Origin of the sequence: Streptomyces sp. NPDC005551 (assembly GCF_042871785.1) — a bacterium.
GTDB lineage: Bacteria > Actinomycetota > Actinomycetes > Streptomycetales > Streptomycetaceae > Streptomyces.
Genome location: NZ_JBIAJE010000004.1, coordinates 375,118 through 401,116 on the forward strand (window position 1 = coordinate 375,118; position 25,999 = coordinate 401,116).

The 25,999-nt window shown below is 73.6% G+C and carries 24 protein-coding genes and 1 pseudogene; 12 read left to right on the forward strand and 13 right to left on the reverse strand.

Going from position 1 to position 25,999, the window contains the following annotated elements; all coding sequences use genetic code 11:
• Positions 1-102 precede the first annotated feature (102 nt).
• Together ACFYP4_RS14040 and ACFYP4_RS14045 are read left to right on the forward strand one after the other, a co-directional pair.
• Positions 103-1,242 (forward strand): HAMP domain-containing sensor histidine kinase, encoded by a 1,140-nt coding sequence (locus ACFYP4_RS14040; protein ID WP_358850826.1) that lies wholly within the window; start codon positions 103-105, stop codon positions 1,240-1,242.
• Between the two features lie 110 nt (positions 1,243-1,352).
• Positions 1,353-2,429, forward strand: a complete 1,077-nt coding sequence (locus tag ACFYP4_RS14045; protein WP_358850825.1) for a hypothetical protein — start codon at positions 1,353-1,355, stop codon at positions 2,427-2,429.
• A 24-nt stretch (positions 2,430-2,453) separates the two neighbouring features.
• Here ACFYP4_RS14045 and ACFYP4_RS14050 read toward each other — a convergent pair whose 3' ends face one another.
• The 3 genes and pseudogenes from ACFYP4_RS14050 to ACFYP4_RS14060 form a co-directional block, all read right to left on the reverse strand.
• Positions 2,454-3,437 carry an NAD-dependent epimerase/dehydratase family protein gene (locus tag ACFYP4_RS14050; protein WP_388785692.1) on the reverse strand — a complete coding sequence of 328 codons (984 nt, stop codon included), beginning with the start codon at positions 3,435-3,437 and terminating at the stop codon, positions 2,454-2,456.
• A gap of 114 nt (positions 3,438-3,551) precedes the next feature.
• A pseudogene (locus tag ACFYP4_RS14055) lies at positions 3,552-3,986 on the reverse strand (M20/M25/M40 family metallo-hydrolase); the annotation flags it as partial.
• Positions 3,987-4,076: 90 nt separating this feature from the next.
• Positions 4,077-4,325 (reverse strand): hypothetical protein, encoded by a 249-nt coding sequence (locus tag ACFYP4_RS14060; RefSeq protein WP_388785398.1) that lies wholly within the window; start codon positions 4,323-4,325, stop codon positions 4,077-4,079.
• A gap of 149 nt (positions 4,326-4,474) precedes the next feature.
• Here ACFYP4_RS14060 and ACFYP4_RS14065 point away from each other — a divergent pair, with 149 nt between their 5' ends.
• The 3 genes from ACFYP4_RS14065 to ACFYP4_RS14075 all read left to right on the forward strand — a co-directional run bounded on the left by ACFYP4_RS14065 (position 4,475) and on the right by ACFYP4_RS14075 (position 9,525).
• Positions 4,475-5,818 carry a helix-turn-helix domain-containing protein gene (locus tag ACFYP4_RS14065; RefSeq protein WP_388785400.1) on the forward strand — a complete coding sequence of 448 codons (1,344 nt, stop codon included), beginning with the start codon at positions 4,475-4,477 and terminating at the stop codon, positions 5,816-5,818.
• A gap of 192 nt (positions 5,819-6,010) precedes the next feature.
• Positions 6,011-8,023 carry a TerD family protein gene (locus ACFYP4_RS14070; RefSeq protein WP_358850822.1) on the forward strand — a complete coding sequence of 671 codons (2,013 nt, stop codon included), beginning with the start codon at positions 6,011-6,013 and terminating at the stop codon, positions 8,021-8,023.
• An 818-nt stretch (positions 8,024-8,841) separates the two neighbouring features.
• Positions 8,842-9,525 (forward strand): ANTAR domain-containing protein, encoded by a 684-nt coding sequence (locus ACFYP4_RS14075; protein WP_358850821.1) that lies wholly within the window; start codon positions 8,842-8,844, stop codon positions 9,523-9,525.
• Between the two features lie 57 nt (positions 9,526-9,582).
• On the opposite strand, the gene ACFYP4_RS14080 is transcribed toward ACFYP4_RS14075, so the two are convergent.
• A complete protein-coding gene (locus ACFYP4_RS14080) occupies positions 9,583-10,392 on the reverse strand; it encodes a hypothetical protein (protein WP_358850820.1) in 810 nt (269 codons plus the stop codon).
• 585 nt (positions 10,393-10,977) lie between these two features.
• On the opposite strand from ACFYP4_RS14080, the gene ACFYP4_RS14085 reads away from it, so the two are divergent.
• From ACFYP4_RS14085 to ACFYP4_RS14100, 4 genes are all read left to right on the forward strand, one after another.
• Positions 10,978-11,181 (forward strand): cold-shock protein, encoded by a 204-nt coding sequence (locus tag ACFYP4_RS14085; RefSeq protein ID WP_010986199.1) that lies wholly within the window; start codon positions 10,978-10,980, stop codon positions 11,179-11,181.
• Positions 11,182-11,383: 202 nt separating this feature from the next.
• A complete protein-coding gene (locus ACFYP4_RS14090) occupies positions 11,384-11,662 on the forward strand; it encodes an SCO5918 family protein (protein ID WP_358850819.1) in 279 nt (92 codons plus the stop codon).
• Between the two features lie 495 nt (positions 11,663-12,157).
• Complete coding sequence (locus ACFYP4_RS14095) at positions 12,158-13,078, forward strand: LAETG motif-containing sortase-dependent surface protein (RefSeq protein WP_358850818.1); 921 nt, start codon at positions 12,158-12,160, stop codon at positions 13,076-13,078.
• Positions 13,079-13,478: 400 nt separating this feature from the next.
• Complete coding sequence (locus ACFYP4_RS14100; protein WP_388785694.1) at positions 13,479-14,798, forward strand: hypothetical protein; 1,320 nt, start codon at positions 13,479-13,481, stop codon at positions 14,796-14,798.
• Between the two features lie 9 nt (positions 14,799-14,807).
• On the opposite strand, the gene ACFYP4_RS14105 is transcribed toward ACFYP4_RS14100, so the two are convergent.
• The 5 genes from ACFYP4_RS14105 to ACFYP4_RS14125 form a co-directional block, all read right to left on the reverse strand.
• Positions 14,808-16,043, reverse strand: a complete 1,236-nt coding sequence (locus ACFYP4_RS14105; RefSeq protein ID WP_388785403.1) for an ABC transporter ATP-binding protein — start codon at positions 16,041-16,043, stop codon at positions 14,808-14,810.
• Between the two features lie 37 nt (positions 16,044-16,080).
• A complete protein-coding gene (locus tag ACFYP4_RS14110) occupies positions 16,081-16,899 on the reverse strand; it encodes an ABC transporter permease (RefSeq protein ID WP_358850816.1) in 819 nt (272 codons plus the stop codon).
• On the reverse strand, positions 16,896-17,723 hold the full coding sequence (modA, locus tag ACFYP4_RS14115; protein WP_358850815.1) for a molybdate ABC transporter substrate-binding protein: 828 nt from the start codon (positions 17,721-17,723) through the stop codon (positions 16,896-16,898). The genes ACFYP4_RS14110 and modA overlap by 4 nt, the downstream gene beginning before the upstream one ends.
• A 241-nt stretch (positions 17,724-17,964) precedes the next feature.
• On the reverse strand, positions 17,965-18,360 hold the full coding sequence (locus tag ACFYP4_RS14120; RefSeq protein WP_358850814.1) for a helix-turn-helix transcriptional regulator: 396 nt from the start codon (positions 18,358-18,360) through the stop codon (positions 17,965-17,967).
• A gap of 85 nt (positions 18,361-18,445) precedes the next feature.
• A complete protein-coding gene (locus tag ACFYP4_RS14125) occupies positions 18,446-18,841 on the reverse strand; it encodes an STAS domain-containing protein (protein ID WP_358850813.1) in 396 nt (131 codons plus the stop codon).
• 843 nt (positions 18,842-19,684) lie between these two features.
• Between ACFYP4_RS14125 and ACFYP4_RS14130 the strand changes: the two genes are divergently transcribed.
• On the forward strand, positions 19,685-20,080 hold the full coding sequence (locus ACFYP4_RS14130; protein WP_388785406.1) for a DUF5994 family protein: 396 nt from the start codon (positions 19,685-19,687) through the stop codon (positions 20,078-20,080).
• A gap of 40 nt (positions 20,081-20,120) precedes the next feature.
• On the opposite strand, the gene ACFYP4_RS14135 is transcribed toward ACFYP4_RS14130, so the two are convergent.
• Positions 20,121-20,759: a GNAT family N-acetyltransferase gene (locus ACFYP4_RS14135; protein ID WP_388785408.1), complete on the reverse strand. Its 639-nt coding sequence runs from the start codon at positions 20,757-20,759 to the stop codon at positions 20,121-20,123.
• Positions 20,760-21,054: 295 nt separating this feature from the next.
• On the opposite strand from ACFYP4_RS14135, the gene ACFYP4_RS14140 reads away from it, so the two are divergent.
• Both ACFYP4_RS14140 and ACFYP4_RS14145 read left to right on the forward strand, forming a co-directional pair.
• Positions 21,055-21,957, forward strand: a complete 903-nt coding sequence (locus tag ACFYP4_RS14140) for a GAF and ANTAR domain-containing protein (protein WP_358850811.1) — start codon at positions 21,055-21,057, stop codon at positions 21,955-21,957.
• 83 nt (positions 21,958-22,040) lie between these two features.
• A complete protein-coding gene (locus ACFYP4_RS14145; protein ID WP_358850810.1) occupies positions 22,041-22,757 on the forward strand; it encodes a GAF and ANTAR domain-containing protein in 717 nt (238 codons plus the stop codon).
• A 271-nt stretch (positions 22,758-23,028) separates the two neighbouring features.
• Here the strand turns inward: ACFYP4_RS14145 and ACFYP4_RS14150 are convergent, their stop codons facing one another.
• The 3 genes from ACFYP4_RS14150 to ACFYP4_RS14160 all read right to left on the reverse strand — a co-directional run bounded on the left by ACFYP4_RS14150 (position 23,029) and on the right by ACFYP4_RS14160 (position 25,522).
• Positions 23,029-23,376 carry a hypothetical protein gene (locus tag ACFYP4_RS14150; protein WP_358850809.1) on the reverse strand — a complete coding sequence of 116 codons (348 nt, stop codon included), beginning with the start codon at positions 23,374-23,376 and terminating at the stop codon, positions 23,029-23,031.
• 1,023 nt (positions 23,377-24,399) lie between these two features.
• Entirely contained in the window at positions 24,400-24,618 is a 219-nt protein-coding gene (locus ACFYP4_RS14155; RefSeq protein ID WP_358850808.1) for a hypothetical protein, read from the reverse strand.
• 556 nt (positions 24,619-25,174) lie between these two features.
• Positions 25,175-25,522: a hypothetical protein gene (locus tag ACFYP4_RS14160; RefSeq protein WP_358850807.1), complete on the reverse strand. Its 348-nt coding sequence runs from the start codon at positions 25,520-25,522 to the stop codon at positions 25,175-25,177.
• Positions 25,523-25,999 lie beyond the last annotated feature (477 nt).

The following is a 25,999-nucleotide window of genomic DNA, read 5'->3' on the forward strand; positions in this document are numbered from 1 at the left end:
GACGTGCCCCGTCCAGACGCCTCCGTCCCCGACGTACGCCCCCCGAACGCCCGCACCCCCGGCGGACCCGTCCCCGCCGCGCCCCCGCAGGAGCCGTAAGCCATGCGCGACATGCTGCTCATCGCCCTCTTCGCCTTCCTCGGGGCCGCCGCCGCCGGGCTGTTCGGGGCGGGCGTGCTCCGGCTGATCCGGCGGCGCTCGCTCACCGCGTCCCTCGCGGTGGTCGCCGCAGTCGCCGTGACCGCGATGCTCGCGGGGACCCTCGCCGTCGCGTGGGCGATGTTCCTGTCCCCGCACGACCTGACGGTGGTGACGACCGTCGTGGCGATGGCGGCCGTCGTCTCGCTCGCCACCGCGCTGCTGCTCGGCCGCTGGGTCGTCGGCCGCAGCCGGGCCCTCACCCTCGCCGCCCGCTCCTTCGGCGACGGCGGTGCCTTCGCCGCCCCCGACGGCGCGGCCACCGCCGAACTCGCCGCTTTGAGCCGCGAGTTGCAGACCACGAGCAGCAAACTCGCCGCGTCCCGCGAGCGCGAGCGCGCCCTGGAGACATCGCGGCGGGAACTCGTCGCGTGGATCTCGCACGACCTGCGCACCCCGCTGGCCGGGCTGCGGGCGATGTCGGAGGCGCTGGAGGACGGGGTCGCCGCCGACCCCGCCCGCTATCTGCGCCAGATCCGTACCGAGGTCGAGCGACTGAACGGCATGGTCGGCGACCTGTTCGAACTGTCCCGCATCCACGCCGGAACCCTCGCCCTCTCGCCCTCCCGGATCTCCCTGTACGACCTCGTCGGCGACGCCCTCGCGGGTGCGGACCCGCTGGCCCGCGAGCACGGCGTACGGCTGGTGGGGGACCGCGTCGAACCGCTGCCGGTGGAGGTGGACGGCAAGGAGATGAGCCGCGTGCTGGGCAATCTCCTGGTCAACGCGATCCGCCGGACCCCCGCCGACGGGACGGTCGCGGTGGCCGCGGAGCGCTCACCCGAAGGGGTCGTCCTCTCCGTCACGGACGGCTGCGGCGGCATCCCCGAGGAGGACCTGTCCCGCGTCTTCGACACGGGCTGGCGCGGCACCCACGCCCGTACTCCCCCGGCCGGCGCGGGTCTCGGCCTCGCCATCGTGCGGGGCATCGTGGAGGCCCACCGGGGCCGCGCCGCCGTGCGCAACGTCTCCGGCGGCTGCCGCTTCGAGGTGACGCTCCCGGCGCCGGCGGCACCGCTCCCGGCAGCGGAGTCGCGGGCGTAGGACGGCGCACGCGACGGGCGGGCGGGGGCACTTCCCGCCCCCGTGCGATCCCCTCTTCGCACGCGCAGCGGTTACGGTGCTGCCGTAGGTGATCGATGGGGGAGGGAACGATGCCCGGAACCGTGCTGCTGCTCGCGGCCTCGCCGGTGGGCAAGGGGTGCCTGGTGGACGCGGTGTCCGTGCTCCCCGTCCTCGCGGCCGTGGCGCCCGCCGTGCTGTCCGGCGCCGACACGGCGAACGTGGTGGAGCTGGCGGACCCGCTGGAGCCCCAGTCCGTCCTGACCCGGCTGCGCGCCGCGGCGACGTCCTCGGGCCCGCTGACGGTCTATCTCACCGGCCAGCTCCAACTCGACCGCAGGCAACGGCTGCCGCACCTCGCGCTGGCCCGCACCACCCCCGCCACGGTCCGCTACACGGCGTTCCCCTGGCACTGGATCCGTGAGGAGCTGCGCCTGCGCCCGCCGGGCACGACCACCCTCTTCGCCGACCTGCACGCGGACCCGGAGGCCTGGCAGGCGCTGGCGTCCCAGCCGCTCACCGCGGGCCCGGGCGTGAGCCTCTACGGGCGGATCGCGCCGCCGCCGCCCCGCCGCACGGTGGCGGCCCCGGGGTACATGAAGTCCCTGGCCACGATCCTGCGCAGCGGCCACCGCCCCGAGCCCGCGCAGCTGCACCAGCAGGCGCTGACACGGGCTCTTGCGGAGGGCGACGCGCCCGGTGTCGTCCTGGCGGCGGAGGGCAGGGCGCCGGCGGCTCCCGACCCGCACGCGGCGATCACCGCGGCCGTGCAGGCGGGCCGGCACGGGGAAGCGGACGCGCTGGCCGCCCAGTGGGAGCGGACGGCCGTACGTGCCCACGGCCCCGGGTCCGAGCAGGCGTTGCACTGGATGGAGGTGCGGGCCGATCTGGCGATGTTCGCCGGGGACCCCGTGCACAGCTGCCGGGCCTGGCTCGCGGTCGCCACCGCACGGCTGGGCGCCGGACAGTCCCCGGACGCGCCCGCCGTGGAGTCGGCCGCCGACCGCGCCCACCACCAGTGGGGCCGTATCGAGGACGCGGCCCGGGCCGGTGAACTGGCCGCCGCCCTGGCCGACTTGCGCGGTCGCGTGCCGGGCCGCCGGGAGGGCGCGCTGCGGCACATCCAGCAGCACCTGGACGAACTCCGCTCCGCGCAGCTCGCGCGCTGACCCGTGCGGTGCCCCCGGCAGGGGCTACCCCTGACCGGCGAACTCCCGCATGCCCTCCTCGAAGGAGACCTCCGGCTTCCAGCCCAGGTCGGCCCGCAGCCGGGCCGAGTCCGCCGTGATGTGGCGGACGTCGCCCAGGCGGTACTCGCCGGTGACCACGGGGTCGGGGCCGCCGTGGGCCCGGGCGAGGGCGAGGGCCAGTTCGCCGACGGTGTGCGGATCCCCGCTCCCCGTGTTGTACGCGGTGAACGTGCCGTCGGGCGAACCGGCCTCCAGCGCGCGCACGTTGGCCGCCGCCACGTCCCGTACCTGGACGAAGTCCCGCCGCTGGCCGCCGTCCTCGAAGACCCGCGGGGACTCGCCCCGGGCGAGCGCCGAACGGAAGAGCGCGGCGACGCCCGCGTACGGGGTGTCGCGGGGCATGCCGGGGCCGTAGACGTTGTGGTAGCGCAGCGACACCGCCCCGCCTCCGGTGCTCCGGGCCCACGCCGCCGCCAGGTGCTCCTGCGCCAGCTTGGTCGTCGCGTACACGTTGCGGGGGTCCGCGGGGGCGTCCTCGGCGACCAGCCCCGGAGCCAGGTCGTCGCCGCACACCGGGCACGTCGGCTCGAAGCGGCCGGCGGTCAGGTCGGCCTCCGCACGGGGGCCCGGGCGCACCACCCCGTGGCGCGGGCAGTCGTAGCGGCCCTCCCCGTACACGACCATCGAACCGGCGAGCACCAGCCGCCGTACGCCCGCGCCGGCCATGGCCGTGAGCAGCACCGCCGTGCCGAGGTCGTTGCGCGAGACGTACTCCGCGGCGTCGGAGAAACCGTCGCCGAGGCCGACCAGCGCCGCCTGATGGCACACCGCGTCCACCCCGGACAGGGCGTCCGCCACGGCCGCCCCGTCGCGCACGTCCCGGCCCTCCCGCAGGTCGTACACGACCGCCTCGTGCCCCCGGGCGCCCAGCGCCGCGACGATCTCCGACCCGATGAACCCGGCTCCGCCGGTGACCAGTACCCGCATGCCGCCCACGCTAGGGGCGCGGCGTCCCGGCGTCCCGGACCGCGCGCCGCACGTCACCACTCCGTAAGACCGGGGCGCACAGGGGGAGTGGGTCGGGCCGGGGGCCGCGCCCTCGCCGCTCTCCTCGGCGGGCCGGCCGACGACCAGGAGCGTGCCGGACCAGGTGTCGCGGCCCGCGGCGAGCGCCTCCGCCGCGCCGGTCAGCCAGGTCACGTGCAGATCGTGACCGCAGGCGTGCATGACGCCGTGGTGCTCGGAGGCGTACGGCAGTCCGGTCTCCTCGGTGACGGGGAGCGCGTCCATGCCGGCGCGCAGCAGGACGGTCGGCCCGTCCCCGTTGCGCAGCAGCCCGGCCACGCCGGTCGTGCCGATGCCCTCGGCCGTCTCGTACCCGGCCGCGCGCAGCCGTCCGGCGAGTGTCGCCGTCGTGCGGTGCTTGCGCAGCGACAGCTCCGGGTGGCGGTGCAGGTCCCGGTAGAGGTCCTCCGGGGCCGGGACCGGGAGATCGGCGGTGACGTCCAGCGCGGTGCGTGCGGCGGCAGCGGTCACGGCGTCAGCGCAGGGGGCGCCGGGTGCGTACGGCAGAGGTGTGCGGGAAGTCCCCCCGGGCCCGGTGAAGTCCCCCCGGGGCCCGGTGGGTCAGGGCGTCCGCGACGCCGACGCGTGGGCGGTGCCCGGCGCGTGGGAGGCATCCGGCACCCGGGCGGCATCCGGCACCCGGGCGGCATCCGGCACCCGGGCGGCATCCGGCACCCGGGCGGTGTGCGGCGCCGCCGGGGGACCGTCGGCCCTGGCCGGACCGGCGTTCGCGGCGGTCACCAGCGCGGCCACGGCGACGACCCCGGCGCCGAAGCCGCGGACGTGGCGGTCGGACAGGCGTCGGAGCACGGCGACCTCACAACAGCGGCATATTAAGCACGTTTAATACACCACTTAACGTAGAGCCATTCACAGGCCAAGGGCAAGGCGCATCAGGGGAGTTGTGCGAATGCAGGAACCCTGCTCGGCGTAACGCGCCGCAATGGCATGCTTAATTCATGGCGGAGCGCGACGACCCGGGAATCATCGGGCGCAGGGTGCAGCAGCTGCGGATGAAACGCGGTCTGACACAGAAGCAGCTGGCGGAACCGGCGTACACGCCCGCCTACATCTCCACCCTGGAGGCCGGCCGGGTCCGCGCCTCGGAACCGGCGCTGCGGCACATCGCCGGACGTCTCGGCGTGGCGTACGACGAACTGGCCACGGGCCGCCCCGCCCACCTCGCCACGGGCCTGCGGCTCCGCCTGACGGACGCGCGGCGGACCCTGGCGACCGGCGAGGCGGAGGTGGCCGCCGAGCAGTACGGCACGCTGCTCGCCGAGGCGCAGACGCACGGGCTCGTCGCCGAACAGGCCGCCGCCCTGCTGGGACTCGGCGAATGCGCCCTGGAGACAGGGGACCTGGAGGTCGCCCGCACCCGCTTCGAACAGTCCGAGCAGCGCCTGGGGGACGCCCCGCTGCCGCAGCGGGTCCCGGCCCTGCGCGGCCGGGCCGTCTCCCACTACCTCGCGGGCGAACTCCGCTACGCCTGCTACCTGTTCGAGTCCACGCTCGACGAACTGAACCGCAACGGACTGCACGACCCCGACGCGCTCCTGCTCCTCTACACGGGTGTCATAGCCCCGTACATGGACATGGGCGCCCACGCCCGGGCCGCCCAGGCCGCCGAGTTCGCCCTCGCCCTCGCACCGCGGGCCGGCGACCCCGCGCTGGTCGCCCGCATGCACCGCTCCGTCGCCCGCACGCTGCTCGCCGAGGGCCGGACCGCCGAGGCCGACGCGTCCCTGGCCAAGGCCGCCGAGCTCTACCGCCAGCTCCAGATCCGTACCGAACTGGCCAACTGCCACTGGATGCGCGGCTACCTGTACGCACAGAACGGCGAACTGGAGCGAGCCGAGTCCGAGTTGAGGCAGGCGCAGACCATGCTGTCCGCGAAGCGGGCCGCCCTCTACACCAGCCAGGTCAACGTCGAACTGGCCGACGTGCTGCACCGGCGCGGCAAGTCACGGGAGGCGGCCGCGCTGCTGCGCGAGGTGCTGGGGGACCTCAGCTCCGAGCGCGGCGCCGTGCACTCGGCGGGCGCCCACCGTCTCCTCGGCATCATCGCCGAGGACGCCCGCGACACGGAGGCGGCCGAGGAGCACTACGTCCGCGCCATGAGCCTGCTGGAGCGGGCCGGCGCGGCGGGCGACCTGGCCGACCTGTGCCGGCTCCTCGGCGACCTGCTCCGCCGCACCGGCCGCATCGAGGCGGCGCTCGACGCGTACCGCACAGGCCTGGGCCACCGCACGTCCCCCGGCACCACAACCCTGGGCGCAGCCCCGGCCCCACCACCGCTCTAGGTTCCCGAGCGCCGGCCGGTTCACCGGCAACCGCTCGGATATGCCGCTGGAAAGAATCCGCTACGACCACCACGCGCCGACCGGACGCGCGCTAAGGTTCCCCCGATGCGCAGTGTGTGAAGCGCGTCACATTCAGCTACGGACAAGAGGTCAGCGGGGGCATCCTTCGCGGCTGTGCATCTGGGGGGCCTCATGCACGAGATGGTCAAGGGCGCCAACATCGGACTGGCGTCCCTGGGTGACGACATCCGCTCGGTGATGGTGAGCCTGAGCTGGAGCAGCCCGACCGGGGAGGGCGACGCGGACGTCTCCGTACTGCTGCTGGGCGGGAACGGCAAGGTGCGCGGTGATGCCGACTTCTACTTCTACAACAACCCTGCCGCGGCCGACGGCAGCGTGCAGCTCCTGGGCAAGGCGCCCACGGCGGACGGCAACGAGGACCGCATCACGTTCGACCTGACCGCGATTCCGCCGGACGTCGAGCAGATCGTGGTGGCGGCCAGCCGCTACCAGGGGGCGGGGTTCGGCGACCTGCACGACGTGCGCCTGACACTGGCCGACGGCTCCGGGGGCGACCTCCTGCGGTACTCCGTCGAGGACGCGGGCCGGGTCAGCGCGCTGCTGTTCGGCGAGCTCTACCGGAGATCCGGGGACTGGAAGTTCCGGGCGATCGGGCAGGGCTACGAGTCGGGCCTGGCCGGCCTGGCCGCGGACTTCGGGGTCGACATCGACGACGCGTCGGAACCGGAGGAGGACGTCACGCCGGAGGCGGCGGTGGCCGTCGTCGAGTCCGAGACCCCGGTCATGGCGGTGACCGTTCCCGCGCAGCCGGTGAGCGGACCGACGGAGACCGTGAAGAAGAGGCCCGGCCGTCCGCGTACCGCGAAGAAGAAGGTCACCCTGCCCAAGGTGGCCAGAACATCCCTGGCGGAGAACGACGCGTGGCGGACGGCGCGGCTCTTTCCGGCCGCCGCTCTCAAGAGCGACCGGGAGCGGGAGACACGGGCGACGTCCGTACTGCTGTCCGTGATGGCGCAGGTACCCGAGTTCGGACGGCGCCTGACCGCCGGATTCGGGGCGCCCGCCGGACGCATGGAGACGTTCACCGAGGTCTCGCTTCCGCACGGTGAGTCACCGAGACGGCCGGACGGCGTCATCCGGGTCGAGCGCGCGGGCAAGCTGTGGACCGCGCTGGTCGAGACGAAGACCAATGGGAACGCCCTCAAGCCCGAACAAGTGCAGGCGTATGCCGACATCGCCGCCCGGCGCGGATACGAGGCGGTGATCACGCTCTCCAACGACGTGGAGCTGGACGGCAGTCCGCTGGTCGACGTGAAGCTGGACGGCCGTCGCAAGAACAAGGTGGCCTGCCGGCATCTGTCCTGGGCGGAAGTGGCGCATCAGGCACAGATGTTGATCCGGCACGAAGGACTGGGCAATGCCGCCCACGCCTGGCTCCTCGAGGAACTCCTGCACTACCTCCAGCACGACAACTCCGGCTGCCACGGCTTCCAGAACATGGGCCCGGCCTGGGTGCCGGTGCGCAACGGCATCGACGGCGAGACCTTGTGCCAGGGCGACCCGCGGGCCACGGAGGTGGTCGAGAGCTGGGAACGGCTGGTCCGCCAGGTGTGTCTGCGGCTCGGCGGCGAGCTCGGACAGAAGGTGCTCCCGGTGCAGCGCACGAAGCGGGGGACCGAGCCACGGGTGCGCCGGGCGGCTCTGGCCGACCGCCTCTGCCTGGACGGCAGGCTCGACGCCGAACTCCGGATCGAGGGCACGCCCGGCATCCTCGCGCTCTGCGCGGACCTGCGAACGGGCAGGCTGCGTACGTCCATCGAGATCGCCGCACCGGAACAGGGGTATCCCCTCAACTGGGCCAAGCGCCTCGTACGGCAACTCGCCGCCGCCCCGGCCGACCTGCACATCGAGACCCTCGTCGAGGGACAGACGGGCGGGCCGCGCGGCACGCTGGAGCGTCTGCGTCCCGAGCCCGCGGACATCGTTCCCAAGAACGGCGCGCAGATCACCGGGTTCCGGCTCTCCCTGTTCCGCGGCATGGGCAACACCCGGGGCAGTGCCGAATCCGGTTTCATCCGCAGCGTCGACGAAGCCGTCGACCGTTTCCACGCCCACGTCATCGCCCACCTGGACAGCCGCCCGCAGCGCACCCGGCAGCCCGCGGAGGCCGCTATCGCCGGGTAGGCAGGCAGGTCTCCGCCGTGCGGTCCGGTCAGCGCGAAGACACACGTCGGAGACGTCCGGCCGGGGTCCGTGCATCTCCGGTCGCGCGCCCCGCATCCGTCCGGCTTGGATCTGTGCCGGTGGGTACCCGTACGCAGACACGCACTCCACGAGACGTGGCTGGTCGGTGTACAGGGCGGAAGGAGGCGGTGGTCGTGCGGTCGAGCAAGGACGGTTGCGGCGCGTCGGATTCCGGCGACGACTCCCCGGACGTCCGTCACAGGCACCAGGGTGACGACCTCCACGGCGAGAGTCCCGACGTCCGTGACCGGCAGTGGGGCGGCGACCCCTACGGCGAGGGGACCGGAGCATCCCCCGGTCCCGGTCCCGGTCCCGGTCCCGGTCCCGGCGCCGAGCGCGGGGCACGCGCGCCCTCCCGGCCCGGCCCGGAACCCGGGGGAGACATGGACCCCGGCGGCGGGACCCACGACGACGGCAGGAACACGGCCGGGGGAGCGACGCCGGGCACCGGCTCCGATCCGGGGTCACAGGCCTGGACGTTCCTGGACCCGCTGCCCGAGTCACCCCTGGACCCGGCGTCCGAGTCGTTCCTGGACCTGCCCCCCGAGTCACCCCTGGACCCGGCGTCCGAGTCACTCCTGAAGCCGCCCCCCGAGTCGGCTCCGGGCCCGGGGTCCGAGTCGGCGCCCCCGTCCCGCCAAGAAGGTCCGGAAGCCGGATCCTACCCGGGTGGGCACCCCGGTCGGCGGCCGGGTGCCGCGCCGGACTTCGGGGCGGCCTCGGCCGGAGAGTCCGCGGACGCCGACTTCGAGGTCGCCGTGGCGATCGCCGACGCCGTCTGGGACGTGCCGCTCGAGGAGCTTCCGGGGCGGCTGTGCGCGGCGGCGGTCGCGCTGCTCCCGGTCAGCGGCGCGAGCATGTCGCTGCGCAGCGACGGACTGCCCGTGCGGCTGGGCGCGAGCGACGAGACGGCCGCCCGGGTCGCGGACGTACAGGGCACATTGGGCGAGGGCCCCTGCCTGGACGCCGCCTCGGCCGGCGCCGCCGTCATCGCCCGCGACCTGACGGGCGGTGCCGACGCCGGCCGCTGGCCGGTGTTCGCCGAGCAGGCCACCGGTGAGGGCGTCCAGGCGGTGTACTCGCTTCCACTGGGCGACAACGAGGTGTGCGTCGGCACACTCGACCTCTACCGCGACTCCCCGGGCGAGCCGACCCGGCGCGAGCTGAACACCGGGCACCTCGTGGCCGGAGTCGTGACGGTCGCCCTGATGTCACTGCCCCGCGGGGAGTGGACGGCGGTCCGCGAGGACTCGTGGCTGAGCCGGCTGACCCCGGACCACGACGAGATCCACCAGGCCATCGGCATGATCATGGCCCAGCTCGGCATCGGCCCCGACGACGCGCTGGCCAGGCTGCGCGGGTACGCGTTCGCCCACAGCCGTACGGCGGGGTCGGCGGCCCGCGAGGTGCTGGCGCACCGGAAGCGGTTCCACCGCGAGTAACGCGGGGGCTCGGTGGCCCCCCGGGGACGGCGGAGGCCCCCGGGACCGGCGGAGGCGTCAGCGCTGACGCGTGGACGGCGCCCCGGCCGACCGCGCGGCCAGCACGTCCTTCAGTCGCTGGGTGCCGCGTTCGGCGGCCTGCCGGGTGGACGCGTCGTCGGTGCCGTAGAGGCCGCCGTCGGTGAGCACCAGGGCACTGTCACCGACGCGTACCGCCACGACGTCCAGGGTGAGCGTGGCGGGGATCTGCTCGACGTCCCCGGCCACGGTCATCCGCAGGCCCTGGCGCGCGTCGCCCAGCCCGGGGACGGGCAGGTCGGCGACCTGGACCGCCCTCCCGGCGCCCTTGCCGTCCGTGGCGGTGAACTCGCCGCACCGCGCAGGCAGGCCCCGCAGCCAGTCCATGGCGGTGTCCAGGTGGCCCCGCCCGTACGCCGCGACGACGTGGCGCAGCTGGGCACCGTTCTCGGTGTCGTCGAATCCGGCGACCGCCCGCCCGCCGGAGGGCTCGCCCAGCAGGTTGTCCTCGTACAGGCCGTCGAGGAGCCGCCGGCAGTCCGGCTCGTCGACGGCGCCCTTGAGGAGGGCGTCGTGCCAGGTCGCGGCGCCCTCGGTGGGCGCCCACCGTGTGCCGAGGTCGCCGAGGACCAGCCGCGCGTTCGCGGCCTGCACGTCGGTGAGCGCGCCCGCGGCGGCGGGAGCCGCGGGATCCTTCTTCCCGGCGGGTGACGCGGAGACCGCCGGGTCACCCGCTCCCGCGTACGTACCGCCGCCCCTGCCGGTGCCGCCGCCCGCCGAGCAGGCCGCGCAGGTCAGCAGGGCGCCCGCTGCCAGGGCGGCGGCGAGAACGCGGGGAAGTCGGTGCATGGCGGTACCTCCAGCGCGGTTCCGGGCGGTTGCGTCCCGGGCGGACGGGCGGGGCGTCCCGGGCGGACGGACCGCCCGGTCCGGACGCCCCGGACGCCCCGGGTACCGGTCGTGCCCGTCTGCCTCAAGGCACCACTCCCCGTGCGCACCCACCACCGCGCCGGTCCGTACGGGTGATGTACGAGTGACGTGGGCTACACCGCCGGAACCCGGCCCCGTGTCCGGTCCCGCACTTCCCGCACCGCGCTCGGCGTTGCGGCAACTGGGGACCGCGGGCGCGCCTCCGGCGAGGCGCGCTGAATATCTGTCGCGACGAAAGCAGAAATCGACGGGATGCGCCGATAGGTTTTGTTATTTGTCCGGACGGGGTGACATAGTGGTCCGCCCTCCTCGGCTGCTGCCGTGCTACTGTCGATTTCAGTTGCAGTTGTGGTTCCCAAAGTCTTGGAGCGCAACCTTCCGGTCAATACTGGGCGGTTCGCTTCTGCATTCCGGTGTTTTATCTCCGGACGGGGCAATCATCGCGGCGACCGCGGGTCCGCACAGTGCGGGCCTTCGAGCACTGCTCCCGTAAGGAGATTTGACATGGCTACTGGTACCGTGAAGTGGTTCAACGCTGAAAAGGGCTTCGGCTTCATCGAGCAGGACGGCGGCGGCGCTGACGTCTTCGCCCACTACTCGAACATCGCCACCCAGGGCTTCCGTGAGCTCCAGGAAGGCCAGAAGGTGACCTTCGACGTCACGCAGGGCCAGAAGGGCCCGCAGGCCGAGAACATCGTCCCCGCCTGATCTGGGACACGGCTGACGCCTGACCCCCGGGTCGGCTGAAGCGTTTCGGGTGGCCGGGACCTGCACCAAGGGGTGCGGGTCCCGGCCACCCGCTTTTTCGTTTGCCGGGCCTTTCCGAGTGCGGCATTCCGGCGTCGGTCCCATCCCGCCGGTTCCGTTCCGGTGTCCGGATCAGCACCGAATTTCGCCCCGCGGAGGCACCATGCGTTGTGTGATCGCCCGATTCCCCTTCGATCTCATCAAGAGCGAGGTGGAGCACTCCATGGCGAGTGTCCGGCCCGAGCCCGTCACCGGCGCGTCCGTGACCGTCGGCTCGCACACGTACCCCGTCAAGCAGGTCGGGGAAGTGATCACCAGGCAGGACCGCCGCGACTTCACCGAGTCCGAGGTCGCCCGCGCGCTCACCCGGCTGGGATTCACCTGCCGCCCCGCCGCCGCACCGGCCGCCCCCGCGGCGCCCGGCTGGACCGAGACGGCGTAACCCGAGCAGCGACCTCCGCCGGTACGGACGCGGCGGCCGCCCACGCGGCGGCCGCCCACGCGGCGGCCGGTGCGTCGACGGCTTTCCCCGATCGGTCCGTGCCCGCGTGCAGCGGTGCAGTTTCCCGCGCGCAGGGCCCGTTGACCACGAACCACCGACGTGACGCACCGTCGGCGTGTTTCCGCTGACCGCGCGGCCCGGTGTGCCCGCCCACCGGAGCAACGGAACGCCCGCACGGGGGAGCGTCCGGAGCGCGCGAGCCCCGGAACAATCGGTTCCCTGTGCGGACCTCAGGTGATGACGCGTGAAGTACATGCGCGTTCAACAAGGTTGACAGTGATCACGCGGTGATCGACGATGTGCTCGCACTGCGGCACACGTGACCAGTGAGCCCGGTGTTTCCACCACCCGCGATCCCCGGTGCGGCCGGCCTCCGGCCTGCTTCGTGCTGCCCGCTGCCGTCGTCCGGGTCTCGCAACTCACGATGGGATCCGCATGTCCATAGCGAGACGTGTCACGATGCGCTGCCTGCTGGGGACGGGCGCCGTCGTCGTCGCCCTCTCCGCCGGCACGACCAGCGCGTGGGCCTCCGGCACGCCGGGCGGCGACGGCTGGGAGAAGTCCGGTCGCGCCTACACGTCCGGGCAGGGTCCCGGCACGGTGACCGAGACGGATCGCTGCCAGTTCTCCCTGGACGGCACCGAGTTCGCCGACTCGGTCCGGGTCGACGACCTGAACCTGCGGCCCACCGAGGACGGCAAGGTCCACATCAAGGTGCGGACCGCACAGGACGCGACGACGTGCACCGCGTCGCTCGCCGCGTACCGGACGCACGGCGCGACCTTCAAGACGTCCGGTGTCCAGGTCTTCCACGACTTCGACACGGTCACGGTCAAGCAGGGTGAGACGGACTCGCTGGACATCTCGGTGCCGGACGCGGGCTGCTTCGCGCAGGTCGACCTGTACCGGGGCAAGGTCAGGTTCGACGGCAGGGCCGACGCGAACGACGGCTTCGAGCACGGTGACGTGCCGCAGGGGCCCGACCGCCCGGTCATCAAGGACAAGCTGATCGCCGCGTGGAACGGCGGCACGAAGGACTGCACGTCCCAGACGCCGGACACGCCGGCCACCACCCCGCCCGCCTCCACGCCCCCGGCGTCGACGGCCCCCGCGTCGGCCCCGCCCGCGTCCACGACCCCGTCGGCGCCGGAGACGGAGTCCACGCCGTCCGCGGCGGAGTCCACCACGGCCGCGGCGCCCACCCCGAACGGCGGCGAGTCCACCCCGGCGGGTGACCTCGCCGAGACCGGCGGCGGCAACACCCTCCCGATCGCGGGCGGAGCCGCGGCCCTGCTCGCCGCCGGTGCCGCCATCGCCGTGGCCACCCGTCGCCGCACGGCCAAGTCCCGCTCCTGACCCACGCGTTCCCGCTCCCTGCCCCGCGTTCCCCGTCCCCGCCCCAAGGGCCCGGCGCTCCCGCTCATCGGGCGCCGGGCCCTTCCCGGTCCCCGGCGGTGGCCGGCGCCCGTGCGGCCCGCGACCCGTCGGCCGGGCGGCCGGTCGGCCGGACTCACCCGGCACGACCGCACAGAGCGGGGTAATTTGTCGGTGTTTCGGGAGATCCGTGCGTTCTGGCCGGCAGGGGTGGTGAAGGGTGGACGAGGCGAGGACCCTGGGCGTCCGGACCTTCGGCACCGGGCGGCGGGCGCCGTCACCGGGGCCCGCCGCCGCACGGCCGCCGACGGCGGGCCGCGGCTGGCCGGCCCTCGTCGCGGGCGGCTTCACCCTCGCCCAGCTGATCCTCGTACACCCCTGGATGGGCCTCGGCTGGGACGAGGTGGTGTACGTCAGCCAGGTCACCGCCCACCGTCCGGCGGCCTTCTTCAGCGCGCCGCGCGCCCGCGGGGTGTCCCTGCTGGTGGCGCCGGTCGCCACCTGGTCGTCGTCCACCGCGCTGCTGCGGGTCCATCTGGCAGTGCTGTCGGGGCTCGGGCTGTTCCTGGCCCTGCGTGCCTGGCGCGGACTGTTCCCGCCGCGGGTCCTCGCCCTGGCGGGCGCGCTGTTCGCGACGCTGTGGGTGACCCTGTTCTACGGCCCTCAGGCCATGCCCAACTACTGGGTCGCGGTCGGCGCCCTCGCGGCCGTCGGCCTCTTCCTGCGGGCCCGCGCGGGCCGCCTCGACCGGGCCGCGCCGTGGGGCGTGGCGGCGAGCGTCGCGCTGATGGCGTGGATGCGGCCCACCGACGCCGTGTGGACGGCCGCACCCCTGCTCATCTGGGCGGTGTGCGTCCGGAGGTGGAGGTTGTCGGCGGCACTCGGAGCCGGGCTTGCCGCCGGGGCGGGCCAGTGGGTCGTCGAGGCGTACACCGGTTTCGGCGGGCTGGGCGCGCGGCTGGCCGAGGCCGCCGACATCCAGGGCGGCCTCGGCTGGAACATCGCCGTCCTGGACCAGCTGCGCAGCCTGGACGGGCAGGCCCTGTGCCGCCCGTGCGACGGCCCCCTGCCCAGCACGGCGGTGGTGCTGTGGTGGTTCGTCCTGCCGCTGCTCGCCGCGCTCGGTCTCGTCGTCGCCGTCCGGGCCGGGCGGACGCCGGGCACGCTGCTGCCGCTCGTCTGCGCCGCGACCGCCGGGGTCCCCTACCTCTTCATGATCGGATACGCCGCGCCGCGCTTCCTGCTCCCCGTCTACGCCCTGCTCGCGATCCCCGTCGCCGACGGGCTCGTCCACCTGATCACCGCACCGGACCGGGCCGTGCGGCCGGTGACCGCGACGCTGGTAGCACTCGGTCTCGCCGGGCATCTGGCCGTGCAGTACGCGGTGCTGGAGCGCGCCGTCGCGCGCACGACCGCCGCGCACCGGGACTGGGCCCGTACGGCGGCCGAGCTGCACCGGATCGGCGTACGGCCGCCGTGCCTGCTCACCGGCGAGGAGGCCATCCCCGTCGCCTTCTACGCCGGGTGTTCCTCCGCCAACGTCACCGGCCACAACGCCAACATCACCCGGGCGGGCGTCGAGCGGGCCGCGCGGCGGATGCCGGTCGCCGCGCTGGCCGCGCCCGACGGCCGCCCCCCGCCCTACGCCCGCACCTGGCGGCCGCGGCCCGTCGCCGGGATGTACGCCTTCGTCGCGCCCTGAGCCCGGCGGTCAGGCCGGATAGGCGTGCGTCTGGGTGGCCTTGACGGTCGCCCAGACCGGGGCGCCGGGATGCAGGCCGAGTTCGGCGGCGGCGACGGCGGTCAGGTCGGCGGCGAGGGGAAGTTCCCCGGTGAGGTCCGCGCGGATCTGGTCGCCGTGCGTCTCCAGACCGGTGACCCGGCACTGCCACAGGTTCCGGGCGCTGGAGCCGGTCGGGCGGTCCCGGTGGAGCGTGACCGCCACGGGCGGGAAGGCCACGAAGACGGGACCTGACAGGTTTTCGGTCGTGATGATCTCCGGGCCCGCGTCGAGGCGCACGGTGTGGCCGTCGGCCCGGCCCCGGTAGAGGTTGAGGCCGACCAGCTGGGCGATGTAGTCCGTCCGGGGGTGGCGCGCGATGTCGGAGGGGGTGCCCTCCTGCACCACCTGACCGTGCTCGACGACGACCAGCCGGTCCGCCAGCACCATCGCGTCCAGCGGATCGTGCGTGACGAGGACGGCGACGGCCTCGAAGTCGGCGAGATGACGCCGCAGCTGGGCCCGGACGTCGAGCCGGGTTCGGGCGTCGAGCGCGGCGAGCGGCTCGTCCAGGAGCAGCAGCCGGGGGCCGGTCGCCAGGGCGCGGGCGAGGGCGACGCGCTGGGCCTGGCCGCCCGAGAGCCGGCGCGGCCTGGCGCCGGCATGGTCGGCGAGCCCCATCCGCTCCAGCCACACGGCGGCCTGCGCCCGGGCCGCCGCCTTCGGGACGCCCTGGCAGCGCGGCCCGAACGCGACGTTGTCCAGGGCGGACAGGTGCGGGAAGAGCAGATAGTCCTGGAAGACGACGCCCACCGGACGGGACTCGGGCGGCGTCCGGTCCAGCGGCACCCCGTCCAGACGCAGCCGGCCGCCGTCGGAGAGCGGGGTGAGCCCGGCCAGTGCCCGCAGCGAGGTGGTCTTCCCGGCCCCGTTCGGCCCGAGCAGCGCGACGACGTCACCGGGCGCGGCCCGCAGCGCCACGTCGAGCCGGAAGTCCCCGCGCTCCACGACAAGACGTGCGTCGAGACCGGGTGCGGCGCCCTCACCGCGGGCGGTCTCCTCGGCGGCCGTACGGGTGTTGGGCGTGCCGGCGTCAGCCGCGCCGGCTTTTGACCTACCGGCGTCGGCCGCACCGGCTTCAGACCTACCGGAGTTGGGCGTGCCGGAGGCGGCGGGGGTCCCGTCCCCGGCGGGGTCCGCGTCCCTCGTGGGTTCGGCGTCGGTCATGTGGTGGCCGTTCGGTGGCGGTGAGGTCGGGGGGTGGTCATGTGGTCGTCATCCAGCGGTCCCGCAGGCCCGCGAGGACGGCGATCGACACCGCCAGCAGCACCAGGCTCAGTGCGATCGCCGCGGCCGGTTCGTTCTGCAGGGCGAGGTAGACGGCCAGCGGCATGGTCTGCGTACGGCCGGGAAAGTTGCCGGCGAACGTGATCGTCGCGCCGAACTCGCCGAGCGCGCGGGCCCACGCCAGTACGGACCCCGCCGCGATCCCGGGCGCGATCAACGGCAGCGTCACCCGGCGGAACGCGGTGAAGCGGGACGCGCCCAGCGTGGCCGCCGCCTCCTCGTACCGCGGGTCGGCCGCCCGCAGGGTGCCCTCCACGCTGATCACGAGGAACGGCATCGCCACGAACGTCTCGGCGACCACCACCCCCGCCGTGGTGAACGGCAGCGTGATCCCGAAGGCCGAGTCCAGCCACTGCCCGACGACGCCGTTGCGGCCGAGCGCCAGCAGCAGCGCGACACCGCCCACCACCGGCGGCAGGACGAGGGGCAGCGTCACCAGCGCCCGTACGAACCCGCGTCCGGGGAAGTCGGTCCGCGCGAGGAGCCAGGCCAGCGGCACCCCCAGCAGCAGGCTCACCGCGGTGGCCGCGGTCGCGGAGATCAGGGACAGCTGGAGGGCCTGCCAGACCTCCGGGCTGGTCAGCTGGTCCGGGAGACTGCGCCACGGGGCCCGTACGAGCAGGGCCACCAGCGGCAGCAGCAGGAACGTCAGACCGACGAGGGCGGGCAGGAGCAGCGCGAGCGGGGCCCGGCCCAGCGTCCCGGTCCCGGCCGTCCCGCGCCCCGCCCGGGTCACGGCGCCAGGAACCCGGCCGAGGTCAGTACCCGCAGACCGTCGGCGGACCGCACCAGCTCGATGAACGCCTTCGCCGCGGCGTCCTCGCGCGCGTTCTCGAGCAGCGCGATCGGATAGTCGTTGACGGCCTCGGCCGACTCGGGGAACTCCACGCCCTCCACCTTGTCACCCGCCGCCTTCACATCGGTCCTGTAGACGACCGCGGCGTCGGCCTCCTTCAGCTCCACCTTGGTCAGGGCGCTCTTGACGTCCTGCTCGTAGGAGACCGGGGTGAGCTTCAGGCCGGCGGTGTCCAGCGCCTTCTGCGCGGCGGCGCCGCACGGCACGGTCTTGTCGCACAGCACGACCTTGAGGCCGGGCCGGGTGAGGTCCTTCAGGGAGGAGACCTCGTCGGGGTTGCCCGGCAGGGCCGCGATCTCCAGCTGGTTGCGGGCGAAGGTGACCGGGGTGCCGGCGGCGTCCTCGTGGTCCGTGACGAGTGCCATCGTCCTGGGACTGGCGGCGGCGAACACATCGGCCGGTGCGCCGCCGGTGATTCCGGCGGCCAGCGTGTCGCTGCCGCCGAAGTTGAAGGCCACGTCCGTACCGGGGTGGGCCTTCTCGAACTGCCTGCCCAGCGTCGTGAAGCTCTCCTTCAGCGAGGCGGCGGCGAAAACGGTCACCGTCCCGGAGATCTTCCGGGACTCCGGGGCCCCGCCGCCGTCCCCGGAGCCCGAGCCGGTGCCCGAGGAGCAGGCGCTCACGCTCAGCAGTACGGCGGCTCCCGCACCCGCCACCCGCAGGGTCCGGCGAATGCGGCGCGTCCGGCGCGCGGAACGGGTCATCACGGTGCACTCCTCGGGGCAGCTGCCGCGCCCGGCGCTGAACGAGTCAGCCGGGCATACACCGATCATACTTCCGCAGATCCGAGTCATAAGTCTCCTGTCGCATCGCATGAGCTGTCGGATCGGAGCTGAATACGCGCATGTGCGTTTCTACGACTCCGCCGTTCGTCCCGTCCGGCACGCGACGGTCGCTACCCGCGGTCATCTCGGGCGCCGCTACGCGCGGTCACCACGGCGGCAGCTACGCGCGGTCGATGTGCACGCTGGTGGACTTCACGCGGGCCGTGGCCTCCATGCCGACCTCGAGGCCCAGTTCCTCCACGGCCTCGCGCGTGAGCAGGGAGACCAGCCGGTGCGGTCCGGCCTGGATCTCCACCTGCGCCGCGACATCCCCGAGCTTCACCGCCGTGACGATGCCGGGGAAGGCGTTGCGTACGGAGGTGTGGGCGACGTTCTCCTCGTCGTCCCCGGTCCGGGCGAGCTCGACCGAGAACGCCGCGAGATCCCGGCCGTCGACGAGCCGCCTGCCGCCCGCGTCCCGGTGGGTGGCCACACGGCCGGCGTCCGCCCAGCGCCGTGCGGTGTCCGGGCTCACGCCGAGCAGACGGGCCGCCTGTCCGATGGTGTACGACTGCATACGCGCCAACATAGGCGCGAAAACCTGGCATCTGCAAACATCACCCGACGTCGGCAGTCCCCAGTCCCTCCCGACCGCGGGCCCCTCACCCGACGCCCGCCGCCCCGGTGTCCCAGGGCCGTGGCCCGCCGCGCAGGCAGTCGGCGGGCACGCCCCGCCAGGCGTTCTGGGCGCTCGCGTACCGGGGGAAACGCGCCTGGAGCGCGCCCGCCCTCAGGACCAGCCCCAGTCCCGGCCGGGTGTAGACGACGCGTGCCCAGCCCCGTCGTCCCCGGCAGTCCTCCCAGGCCGAGCACAGCGGGTCCAGGACGCTGCCGTCCATGAACGTCACCCTGCGCAGGTCGACGATGAGGAAGAGGCGTCCGATGCCCTGCCGGGCGTCCTCCAGATCATGGGCGAGGTCCGGGGTGGTCGTCAGGTCCAGCTCGCCGCAGGCCCGGATCATGCGGCACTCGTCGAACAGGTCGGGTTGAGCGGCCATCGCCCCAACTCCTCTTTCCCCATCGGTCCGGCCCGTCCCCCACGGGAGGAACCTCGCCTTGCGCAGGGGCTCGGTTGCGCGGAACGGAACTGCGGAGAGGGCCGGGGGCACGGGCTGCCGCAGAACCAGCGTATGGCTCTGACGGAGGGCGAGCCGTGCTCCTCTCGATCTGCCCGAATGAGATCGTCAAGTGACCATCGCTGTTCGACTTCTGGCGATTGGCGAACGATATTCAGCGAGATGCGCGCGAGTGCCGTGCCGCGGGCGGAAGGGGCGTCCACGCGGTGGTCGTCCAGGCCCGGCGTCCGGCAGGCGGAGTAGGGTGAGGAGGCCGAGGACTCGTCGTACGCCGGTGATCGGACCGGTCTCGTCCTCGGCTCACGACGACGCCGGACCTCCCTTCCCCCGGGGCGAGTACCGCTCAGGCCGCTGGTCCACCGCGTACGCCAACTGCCGTACGGCCGCGCGCAGTCGACGCGTCGCGCGCACCGAGCGACGTGTAGGACAGCCCCTTTCGGGCACCGGACCGGACAACCCCTGTGCCCTGCGTGGCAACCGGCTCGGCACCCGGCGCCGAGCGGAGTGAGGTCGTCACCCGACGGTCGCCCCACTCTCCCTGCCGCTCCACGCGATCCACTCTCCCTGCCGCTCCACGCGATCACGCAGCGCACACCCGTACGCGAGGACAGCCCGAGACCCCGGCCGGACCACGCGCCTCGAGGTCGGGGAGGCGTGGCTGTCGACCGGTTCGACCGCTCCGCCCCGCTCGCCCGGCCCGCCCCGAGGCACGCCGTACCCGAGCCCATGGCACGCCCGAGGCGTGCCCCAGACAGGAGCGCCTCCATGGCCACCGCCCTCCAGCCCGTGCCCGCCCAGCCCGCCGCCCGCCTCCGGCTGGCACCGCCCAGCACCTCGCCGCGCCCCATCGACGGGGCATGGTGGCCCCGCTCGCGCGATCTCCTGGCCGAACTGCCGCTGCTGCTCAGCGTTTTGCCCGCCGCTTGGGGACACATCACCGGCGTCACCGTGGACACGGCCATGTGGTCGGCGGGTCCGGGCCGGATGCTCGTCGCCAACCACGTCGTACGAGTGCGCCGGTCCGCGCGCACGCACGGCACGCACACCGTCTGTCTGCTCAGCCCAGGCCGGGGCCGCTGGGACCTGCTGGTCGTGCCTCCGGAGGCCGACGCGGCGGACGCCGAACCGCTGATGACGGCCGCGGCGGCCGGCGCCCATTGACCCGGCGAACGTGCCCTTCGTGCCCGCGGGCGGTGGCCGCTCAGCGCGGTGGTCTGCGGATCCAGACCTCCCGGGTGACCGTCTGGTGGTGGCCGGGACCCACGCCGCTGCCGGGCCGGCCCCCGCCGTGGGGTCCGCTACCGGCGCCGATTCCGGCGGTCGGCACGGCGGGCGGGCCGACCTCGCCGAGCCTCGACCAGCCCCAGGTGTGCAGGGTCCTGGCCGCCGCGTTCGCGTGGCCGTTCTCGTCCGGCCGGTCCACGGTCGCGACGACCAGGTCGGTGTCGAGGCGCGCCAGCAGCCGCTCGGCCAGCCGGGTCGCGATCCCGCGGCGCCGCAGGCCCGGCACGACCATCAGCTCGGCCAGCAGGAACGTCCGTCCCGAGGCGGTGAGTTCCTCGATGTCCGGCGGCAGGCCGCCGCGGAAGCCCGACCACCAGTCGCCGGTGCGGTCGATCCGGTGGCCGTAGGCGCAGCCCACCAGGCCGTTCGTGTCGGCGACCACCATGTCGAAGTCCCGCTGCCGCACGTGCTGTTCGAACTCCCGCAGAAAACTCTGACGGTCGCGGTACTCGGCACCCGCGGCACCGCGGTACGCCGCCACGTGCACGTCCGCGACACCGTCCCGCTGCTGCTCGGCCTGCCACCGGGACAGTCTGCGCAAGTACACCTCGGTCATACGAACCTCCCCCGCCGCGGGCGGACACCCCCCGGACTCGGCATCGTGGCAGTGCGGGCCCGCGGGGTAAACCGGGCGTCGGAGTCAGAGAGGGGCGGCTGCGGCGGCTCGGCCCGTCCCCGCGCGGTCTATGCTGCTGGTGTGGACGTCCCAGACCCCGGCGGCACAACTCCAGTTGGACACGATGCCGACGGGGAGCGGACCTGACGTCCGGTCACCGGACGCGTCCTCCCGCGAACCGAGGCGTCATGCTCCCTTCGTCACGCGCTCGCCGTACGGCTCGAGCCCCTGACTGATGAACGCCGGACGGACGGCACGGATCACTTCGCTCGTGGCCGAACAGGCGGCCATACGTGGCGCGCGGGTCGCTGTCGTCGACGTGTGCACCGCGGCGGTGGCCGCTCTCCCGGTCGGCGGTGCCGGGGTGTCGGCGATGTCGGACACCGAGGCCTGTCATCCGCTGTGCAGCACCGACGAGGTGAGCGAGCAGCTGGAGGAACTGCAGCTGACGCTCGGTGAAGGTCCGTGCCTGGACGCCTTCGCGCTCGGCGTCTGCGTACTGGCCCCGGATCTGCGTGCCGAGGAAGTCCGCGCCCGCTGGCCGGTGTTCGCGGTCTCGGCCGTCGACGCGGGAGCCGGTGCCGTCTTCGCCCTGCCGCTGCAGATCGGGGCGATCAGTCCCGGGGTGCTCGACCTCTACGCGGCGGCCCCCGTCGAACTGGACGCGGAGGAACTCGCCGACGCGCTGGCCTTCGCCGACGCCGCCACGCTGGTGCTGCTGCACAGCGGGGCCGGGGAGCCGGGCGTCCCGTCCGGCGGAGGGCCTTCGTGGGACGGGCGCCTGGAGGACCTCGGCGCGTACCGTGCGGCGATCGACCAGGCGAGCGGCATGCTCACCGTCCAGCTCGGTGTCGGCATCGAGGAGGCGTTCGTACGACTGAGGGCCCATGCGTACGCGAACGGGCGCCGACTCGCCGAGGTCGCGTCCGACGTACTGGCCCACCGGTTGCACATGACCCCGGACGGGCAGTCGTACGACACGAGTCCGGGCGCGGGTCCGGAGCCGCATAGGGAACCGGAACCGGAGCCAAGACCGGGGCCGCATCCGGGACCGGAGCCAAGACCGGGGCCGCATTCTGAACCGGGACCGAGGCCGGCACCGGGGCCGGAAGCGGGTGGGCCCGATGGTGACGACTGACGCCCGGGGACGGACGGCCATGGCTGCCTCTCCGTACGTCCCGCCCCTCCCCGGCGGACCGATTCCGACAGAAGGTGTGCACGATGGATGAGCGGCTCCTCGCCAGGACCTTCGTCGAGTTGGCCGACAACCTGGTCGCCGACTTCGACCTGATGGACTTCCTCCGCCTGGTGACCGACCGCTGCGTGAGCATGCTCGACGCGAGCGCCGCCGGCGTACTGCTGGCGGACCTCGACGGCACCCTCCGCGTGATGGCCGCCTCCGACGAACAGGTGCGCCTCCTGGAACTGTTCCAGCTGCAGAGCGACGAAGGGCCCTGCCTAGACTGCTTCCGCTCCGGCTCGCCGGTCTCGGTGCCCGACCTGTCGGCGCAGGCCGACCGCTGGCCGCACTTCACCGAGGCGGCCCGTCTCTGCGGGTTCGGGGCGGTCCAGGCGCTGCCGATGCGGCTGCGGGACGAGGTCGTCGGCGCGCTGAACCTGTTCCGCGCCACCCCGGGCCCCTACGATCCGGCCGCCACGTCCCTCGCCCAGGCCCTGGCCGACGTCGCCACCATCAGCCTGCTGCAACACCGCTCCGCACACCGCAGCACCGCCCTGAACGAGCAGCTCCAGACGGCACTGAACAGCCGCGTGCTGATCGAACAGGCCAAGGGGAAGCTGGCGGAACGGCAGGGCGTCGACATGGAACAGGCGTTCACCGCACTGCGCAGCTACGCACGTGCGCACAACCGCCGCCTGGCCGATCTGGCCCTGGCCTTCGTCAGCGACTCGGAGCGCCTCCCCGGCCTGACCGACTGACCCGCAAAGCCGCGGCCGGGCCGCGCCGCGCTGCCGCCGGGTGCGCCCGCCGGTGTCCTCCCTGAGCGGAGCGCCGGTCCGGCCCGTGTGCGGTTCGGGGGCCACATGAACCGCGCACCCGCCGCGTAAACGACTCCGGCGGGACACGCCGGAGTCGCCCTTCCGGGCAGTCGCACGTGAGCGTGCGCCACCCGCGTCAATCGTACTGCGACCGGTACGACCGGGGCCCGTACGAACGGGACGGTGCCGGTCCTCGCAGCCCGCCGCCGCCTCACAGGCGCAGCAGTCGCTCCGTGATCTCCCGGTACTGCCGCAGCGCGTTCCGGAATTCCTCCGCCTGCGCCTGGGCGTCCTGGTCCTGCCAGCCCGCCCGCAGCGCCCGCCGCCGTTCCGCCAGCGCGTCCGCGAGCTGTGCGGTGACCTCGTCGAAGGCACTCTCGGCGTCTTCAAGCGCCTCGCGCGGTGTCTCCGCGAAGTCGAGGAGGGCCTGGCGCAGGCGCTGGGAGACCCGGTCCCGCTCCTCGGCGGGGATCAGGGAGTCCGGCCCCTGGGTCCGGCGCGCGGCGGCTCCCGAGTTCTTGTCCGGGGGCTGCTGGGCGCGTGCCTGGTCGTACATCATCGTGTGCCACTTCCTGTGCGTCGCGTCGGCCGAGTGCCACCCGGCCCCTCGGCCGGGTCAGGCCGGGCTCGCGGCGCCCGGTCCGACCCGGGGCCTCGACGCTCATGGCCCGCCCGGCCGGTCTCCACCGTCCCGCCAGTCAACGCCCGGCGGCGCTCCCTGTCAACGAAGCACCGTGACCGGAGAGTTGCGAGGCGACCACGGCCCGGGGGCGGGCAAACCATCCGAAAACTCTCCCCGGGCGGACGCAGCTCGGTGTACTCGGAGAGGAGCGCGCGGGGCGCGGGCCGGCGGGGCGCGGACTCCGCAGGCGCGGGCCGGGGCGCGTGCTAGGGGGGTGCTCGCCGGGGGCGTAGCAGGGCGTCGGCGGCTGCGGGCGGGCCGATGCGCGGGTGTGCGTCTGATCGCTGCCACTGCGAAGGCGGACACCTGGGGTGGACGGACCGAGTCGGCGGACGGCCGGCGCTGCGTACGACCGCCGCGGTGGCTACCTGCTCAGCCGCTGTGGCCGCGCTACCCGGCAACGGCCATGGCTGAGCAACGGCTCGGCTGCACCGCGGCCTACGGTCACGGCCGCTTCGGCCATGCCCGCGCTGCGGCTACGGCCGCCGCATCACCGTCGCTGTGGCCGCGCCTGCGGTCACGGCTTCGGCTGTCGCCGGTCCCGAGGCGACGGCGACGGGGCGCACGAGACCCCCAGGTTCACGGCCTGGGGGTCTCTCCGGCACGGGGCCGAGGGACGGCCCTGACCGCGGTTTGGGTGCTCAGCGCCCATGGGTCGCACGCATGCCCGGGACGGGCGCGTTCGCGTCGTCGGTGAGGAAAGTCTCGTCGTGAGAGCCGTCCTCCCCGAAGTCCGGGGCCTGGAAGGGGTTCGTCGCAGGAGGCGGCGAACCCGCGTCGGCGGTGCGGGGCGCTCCCTCAGGAGCGGAGAACAGCGAGGTCGATTCGACGGGGGATCTCCCATTCGTATTCGTGCGTGGTCTGGAGGGCTGTCGGCGTGCCGTGAACGGGCACGGGGTCCTACAGCTTGCTCATCTTGGAGTACGGACTCATGATCCGCTTCTGTACGGAACCGAAGTCGACGAGCACCGCGATTCCGTCCTCGATGCCGATCACCTGGCCGAGGCCGTACACGTCGTGCGTGACCCGGTCCCCCACGGCGAACTCGCTGACAGGTGGCGTGACCGGGACCTTGAAGGGGCTGGTCGGCAGATAGCGCTTTGCGGCTGGCTTAGTCATCGCCTCCAGTATGCGCCTGCGCGGATCCGGCCGCTGCGTCCTTGGCATGCGATACCCGCCACCAGCGACAGACAGCGCCCGGTTTTCTCTCGACTTGTCCAGATTCCGGCCGGCCGGAGCGGCGGACGAGAGCACTCACACCGCGGGCCGTACGACGGATTTCCCCGGCGGCACGTCGCCCGGTCGTCCGCGCACACTGGGCCCTCTCGTACCGTGGCCCGCTCCTGCCAACGGGACATCCGGCCGTCGAGGGGGCCTGCTCCCGGCCGTCCGCTCGGGTTGGCCTCAGTACGAAGCACCTGCCTGCCGGAGTGATCGAGCGGCGAGCCCTGCCCAGCGTGGTGCCGCATGCCGACCTTCTTACCGACCTCCAATCCCGGCAGGCTCACCGGCCCCGCTGCCCCGCCGCGCGAGCGCCCGACCACGATCCGCAGCGACCTGCCGGCCCTCCTCGTGAACGCGACCGGCGACCCGCGCACCACCTACCGGAGCGCCCGGACCGTACGCCCCGGCCGGCGCTCCCACGGGGCCACGGGCACACTCGGGACGTGGCCGCTCAGGAGATTCGCCGGCCCATCTTCGCGGAGTGCCTGTTGCGGGCCTTGGTGGCCCACCACTCCTCCAGCAGGGCGTGGACGATGTTGACCATCTGCCGCAACCGGTCCGGAGGGGGTGCGGGAGAGGCGAGTACGTCCGAGAAGGACTTGTCGTCCCACGGAAGAGTGACCACCCAGCATTCGTCCGGGTGCCCTGGTCGTTCCACGGTGAGCCCGAACACGAATGTCACTGTGCGGTCGGGGTGGTGCTCGACGGACAGTCGCGTGACGTTGAACATGACTCCGTCGACCGTGGTGTACGAGCGCCCCAGAGCCTGCTCCACCGGCGTCTTCTCCCCAGCCGTCATGCGGCCCTCTCCCTTGCCCGGTGATGCGCCACAACTGGCTACGCCCGCGGCCGGTCAGCGCCGAGTTCATCCACAGTGCCCGGAACGGACGCGAGTACGACCAGATCACGGAGATGTTCACCGACCTCTACCCGGATGCGGCCGTACCGAAGAACGCGGGGCGCTGGATCGGTGCGGTGCGGCAGCTCACTTGCCGACTTCTGGCCCGTACTGCGGTGCTGCCCACGCTGGGTGAGGATCTCCTGGACCTGCCAGGCACGGTCGTAGGCAATCGTCTCCGTGGTGTCGGTACAGCCCCTTACAGTGAGCTGATCGTTTTCCGTGGCGGATACGCCGGGAGCGGTTCTCAGGAGAGACAGTCAAGGGGGGCAAACTGATGTCCATTTTCCGCGCGGGACGGATTCGAAGACGTGCCGCGGCGGGGCTGTGCGGAGCGGCACTGACCGCCTCGACGCTGCTCACGCCCACGGCAACGGC

Bases quoted from the DNA above. Each gene is read 5' to 3' on its own strand.
- ACFYP4_RS14135 (WP_388785408.1), bottom strand. From the start codon at position 20,759: ATGACCGAGGTGTACTTGCGCAGACTGTCCCGGTGGCAGGCCGAGCAG.
- ACFYP4_RS14150 (WP_358850809.1), bottom strand. From the start codon at position 23,376: ATGATGTACGACCAGGCACGCGCCCAGCAGCCCCCGGACAAGAACTCG.
- ACFYP4_RS14050 (WP_388785692.1), bottom strand. From the start codon at position 3,437: ATGCGGGTACTGGTCACCGGCGGAGCCGGGTTCATCGGGTCGGAGATC.
- ACFYP4_RS14130 (WP_388785406.1), top strand. From the start codon at position 19,685: ATGGCCACCGCCCTCCAGCCCGTGCCCGCCCAGCCCGCCGCCCGCCTC.
- ACFYP4_RS14140 (WP_358850811.1), top strand. From the start codon at position 21,055: ATGAACGCCGGACGGACGGCACGGATCACTTCGCTCGTGGCCGAACAG.
- ACFYP4_RS14040 (WP_358850826.1), top strand. From the start codon at position 103: ATGCGCGACATGCTGCTCATCGCCCTCTTCGCCTTCCTCGGGGCCGCC.
- ACFYP4_RS14080 (WP_358850820.1), bottom strand. From the start codon at position 10,392: ATGCACCGACTTCCCCGCGTTCTCGCCGCCGCCCTGGCAGCGGGCGCC.
- ACFYP4_RS14090 (WP_358850819.1), top strand. From the start codon at position 11,384: ATGCGTTGTGTGATCGCCCGATTCCCCTTCGATCTCATCAAGAGCGAG.
- ACFYP4_RS14105 (WP_388785403.1), bottom strand. From the start codon at position 16,043: ATGACCGACGCCGAACCCACGAGGGACGCGGACCCCGCCGGGGACGGG.
- ACFYP4_RS14125 (WP_358850813.1), bottom strand. From the start codon at position 18,841: ATGGCCGCTCAACCCGACCTGTTCGACGAGTGCCGCATGATCCGGGCC.
- ACFYP4_RS14070 (WP_358850822.1), top strand. From the start codon at position 6,011: ATGCACGAGATGGTCAAGGGCGCCAACATCGGACTGGCGTCCCTGGGT.
- ACFYP4_RS14100 (WP_388785694.1), top strand. From the start codon at position 13,479: ATGGGCCTCGGCTGGGACGAGGTGGTGTACGTCAGCCAGGTCACCGCC.
- ACFYP4_RS14095 (WP_358850818.1), top strand. From the start codon at position 12,158: ATGTCCATAGCGAGACGTGTCACGATGCGCTGCCTGCTGGGGACGGGC.
- ACFYP4_RS14065 (WP_388785400.1), top strand. From the start codon at position 4,475: ATGGCGGAGCGCGACGACCCGGGAATCATCGGGCGCAGGGTGCAGCAG.
- ACFYP4_RS14155 (WP_358850808.1), bottom strand. From the start codon at position 24,618: ATGACTAAGCCAGCCGCAAAGCGCTATCTGCCGACCAGCCCCTTCAAG.
- ACFYP4_RS14160 (WP_358850807.1), bottom strand. From the start codon at position 25,522: ATGACGGCTGGGGAGAAGACGCCGGTGGAGCAGGCTCTGGGGCGCTCG.
- ACFYP4_RS14085 (WP_010986199.1), top strand. From the start codon at position 10,978: ATGGCTACTGGTACCGTGAAGTGGTTCAACGCTGAAAAGGGCTTCGGC.
- modA (WP_358850815.1), bottom strand. From the start codon at position 17,723: ATGACCCGTTCCGCGCGCCGGACGCGCCGCATTCGCCGGACCCTGCGG.
- ACFYP4_RS14120 (WP_358850814.1), bottom strand. From the start codon at position 18,360: ATGCAGTCGTACACCATCGGACAGGCGGCCCGTCTGCTCGGCGTGAGC.
- ACFYP4_RS14145 (WP_358850810.1), top strand. From the start codon at position 22,041: ATGGATGAGCGGCTCCTCGCCAGGACCTTCGTCGAGTTGGCCGACAAC.
- ACFYP4_RS14045 (WP_358850825.1), top strand. From the start codon at position 1,353: ATGCCCGGAACCGTGCTGCTGCTCGCGGCCTCGCCGGTGGGCAAGGGG.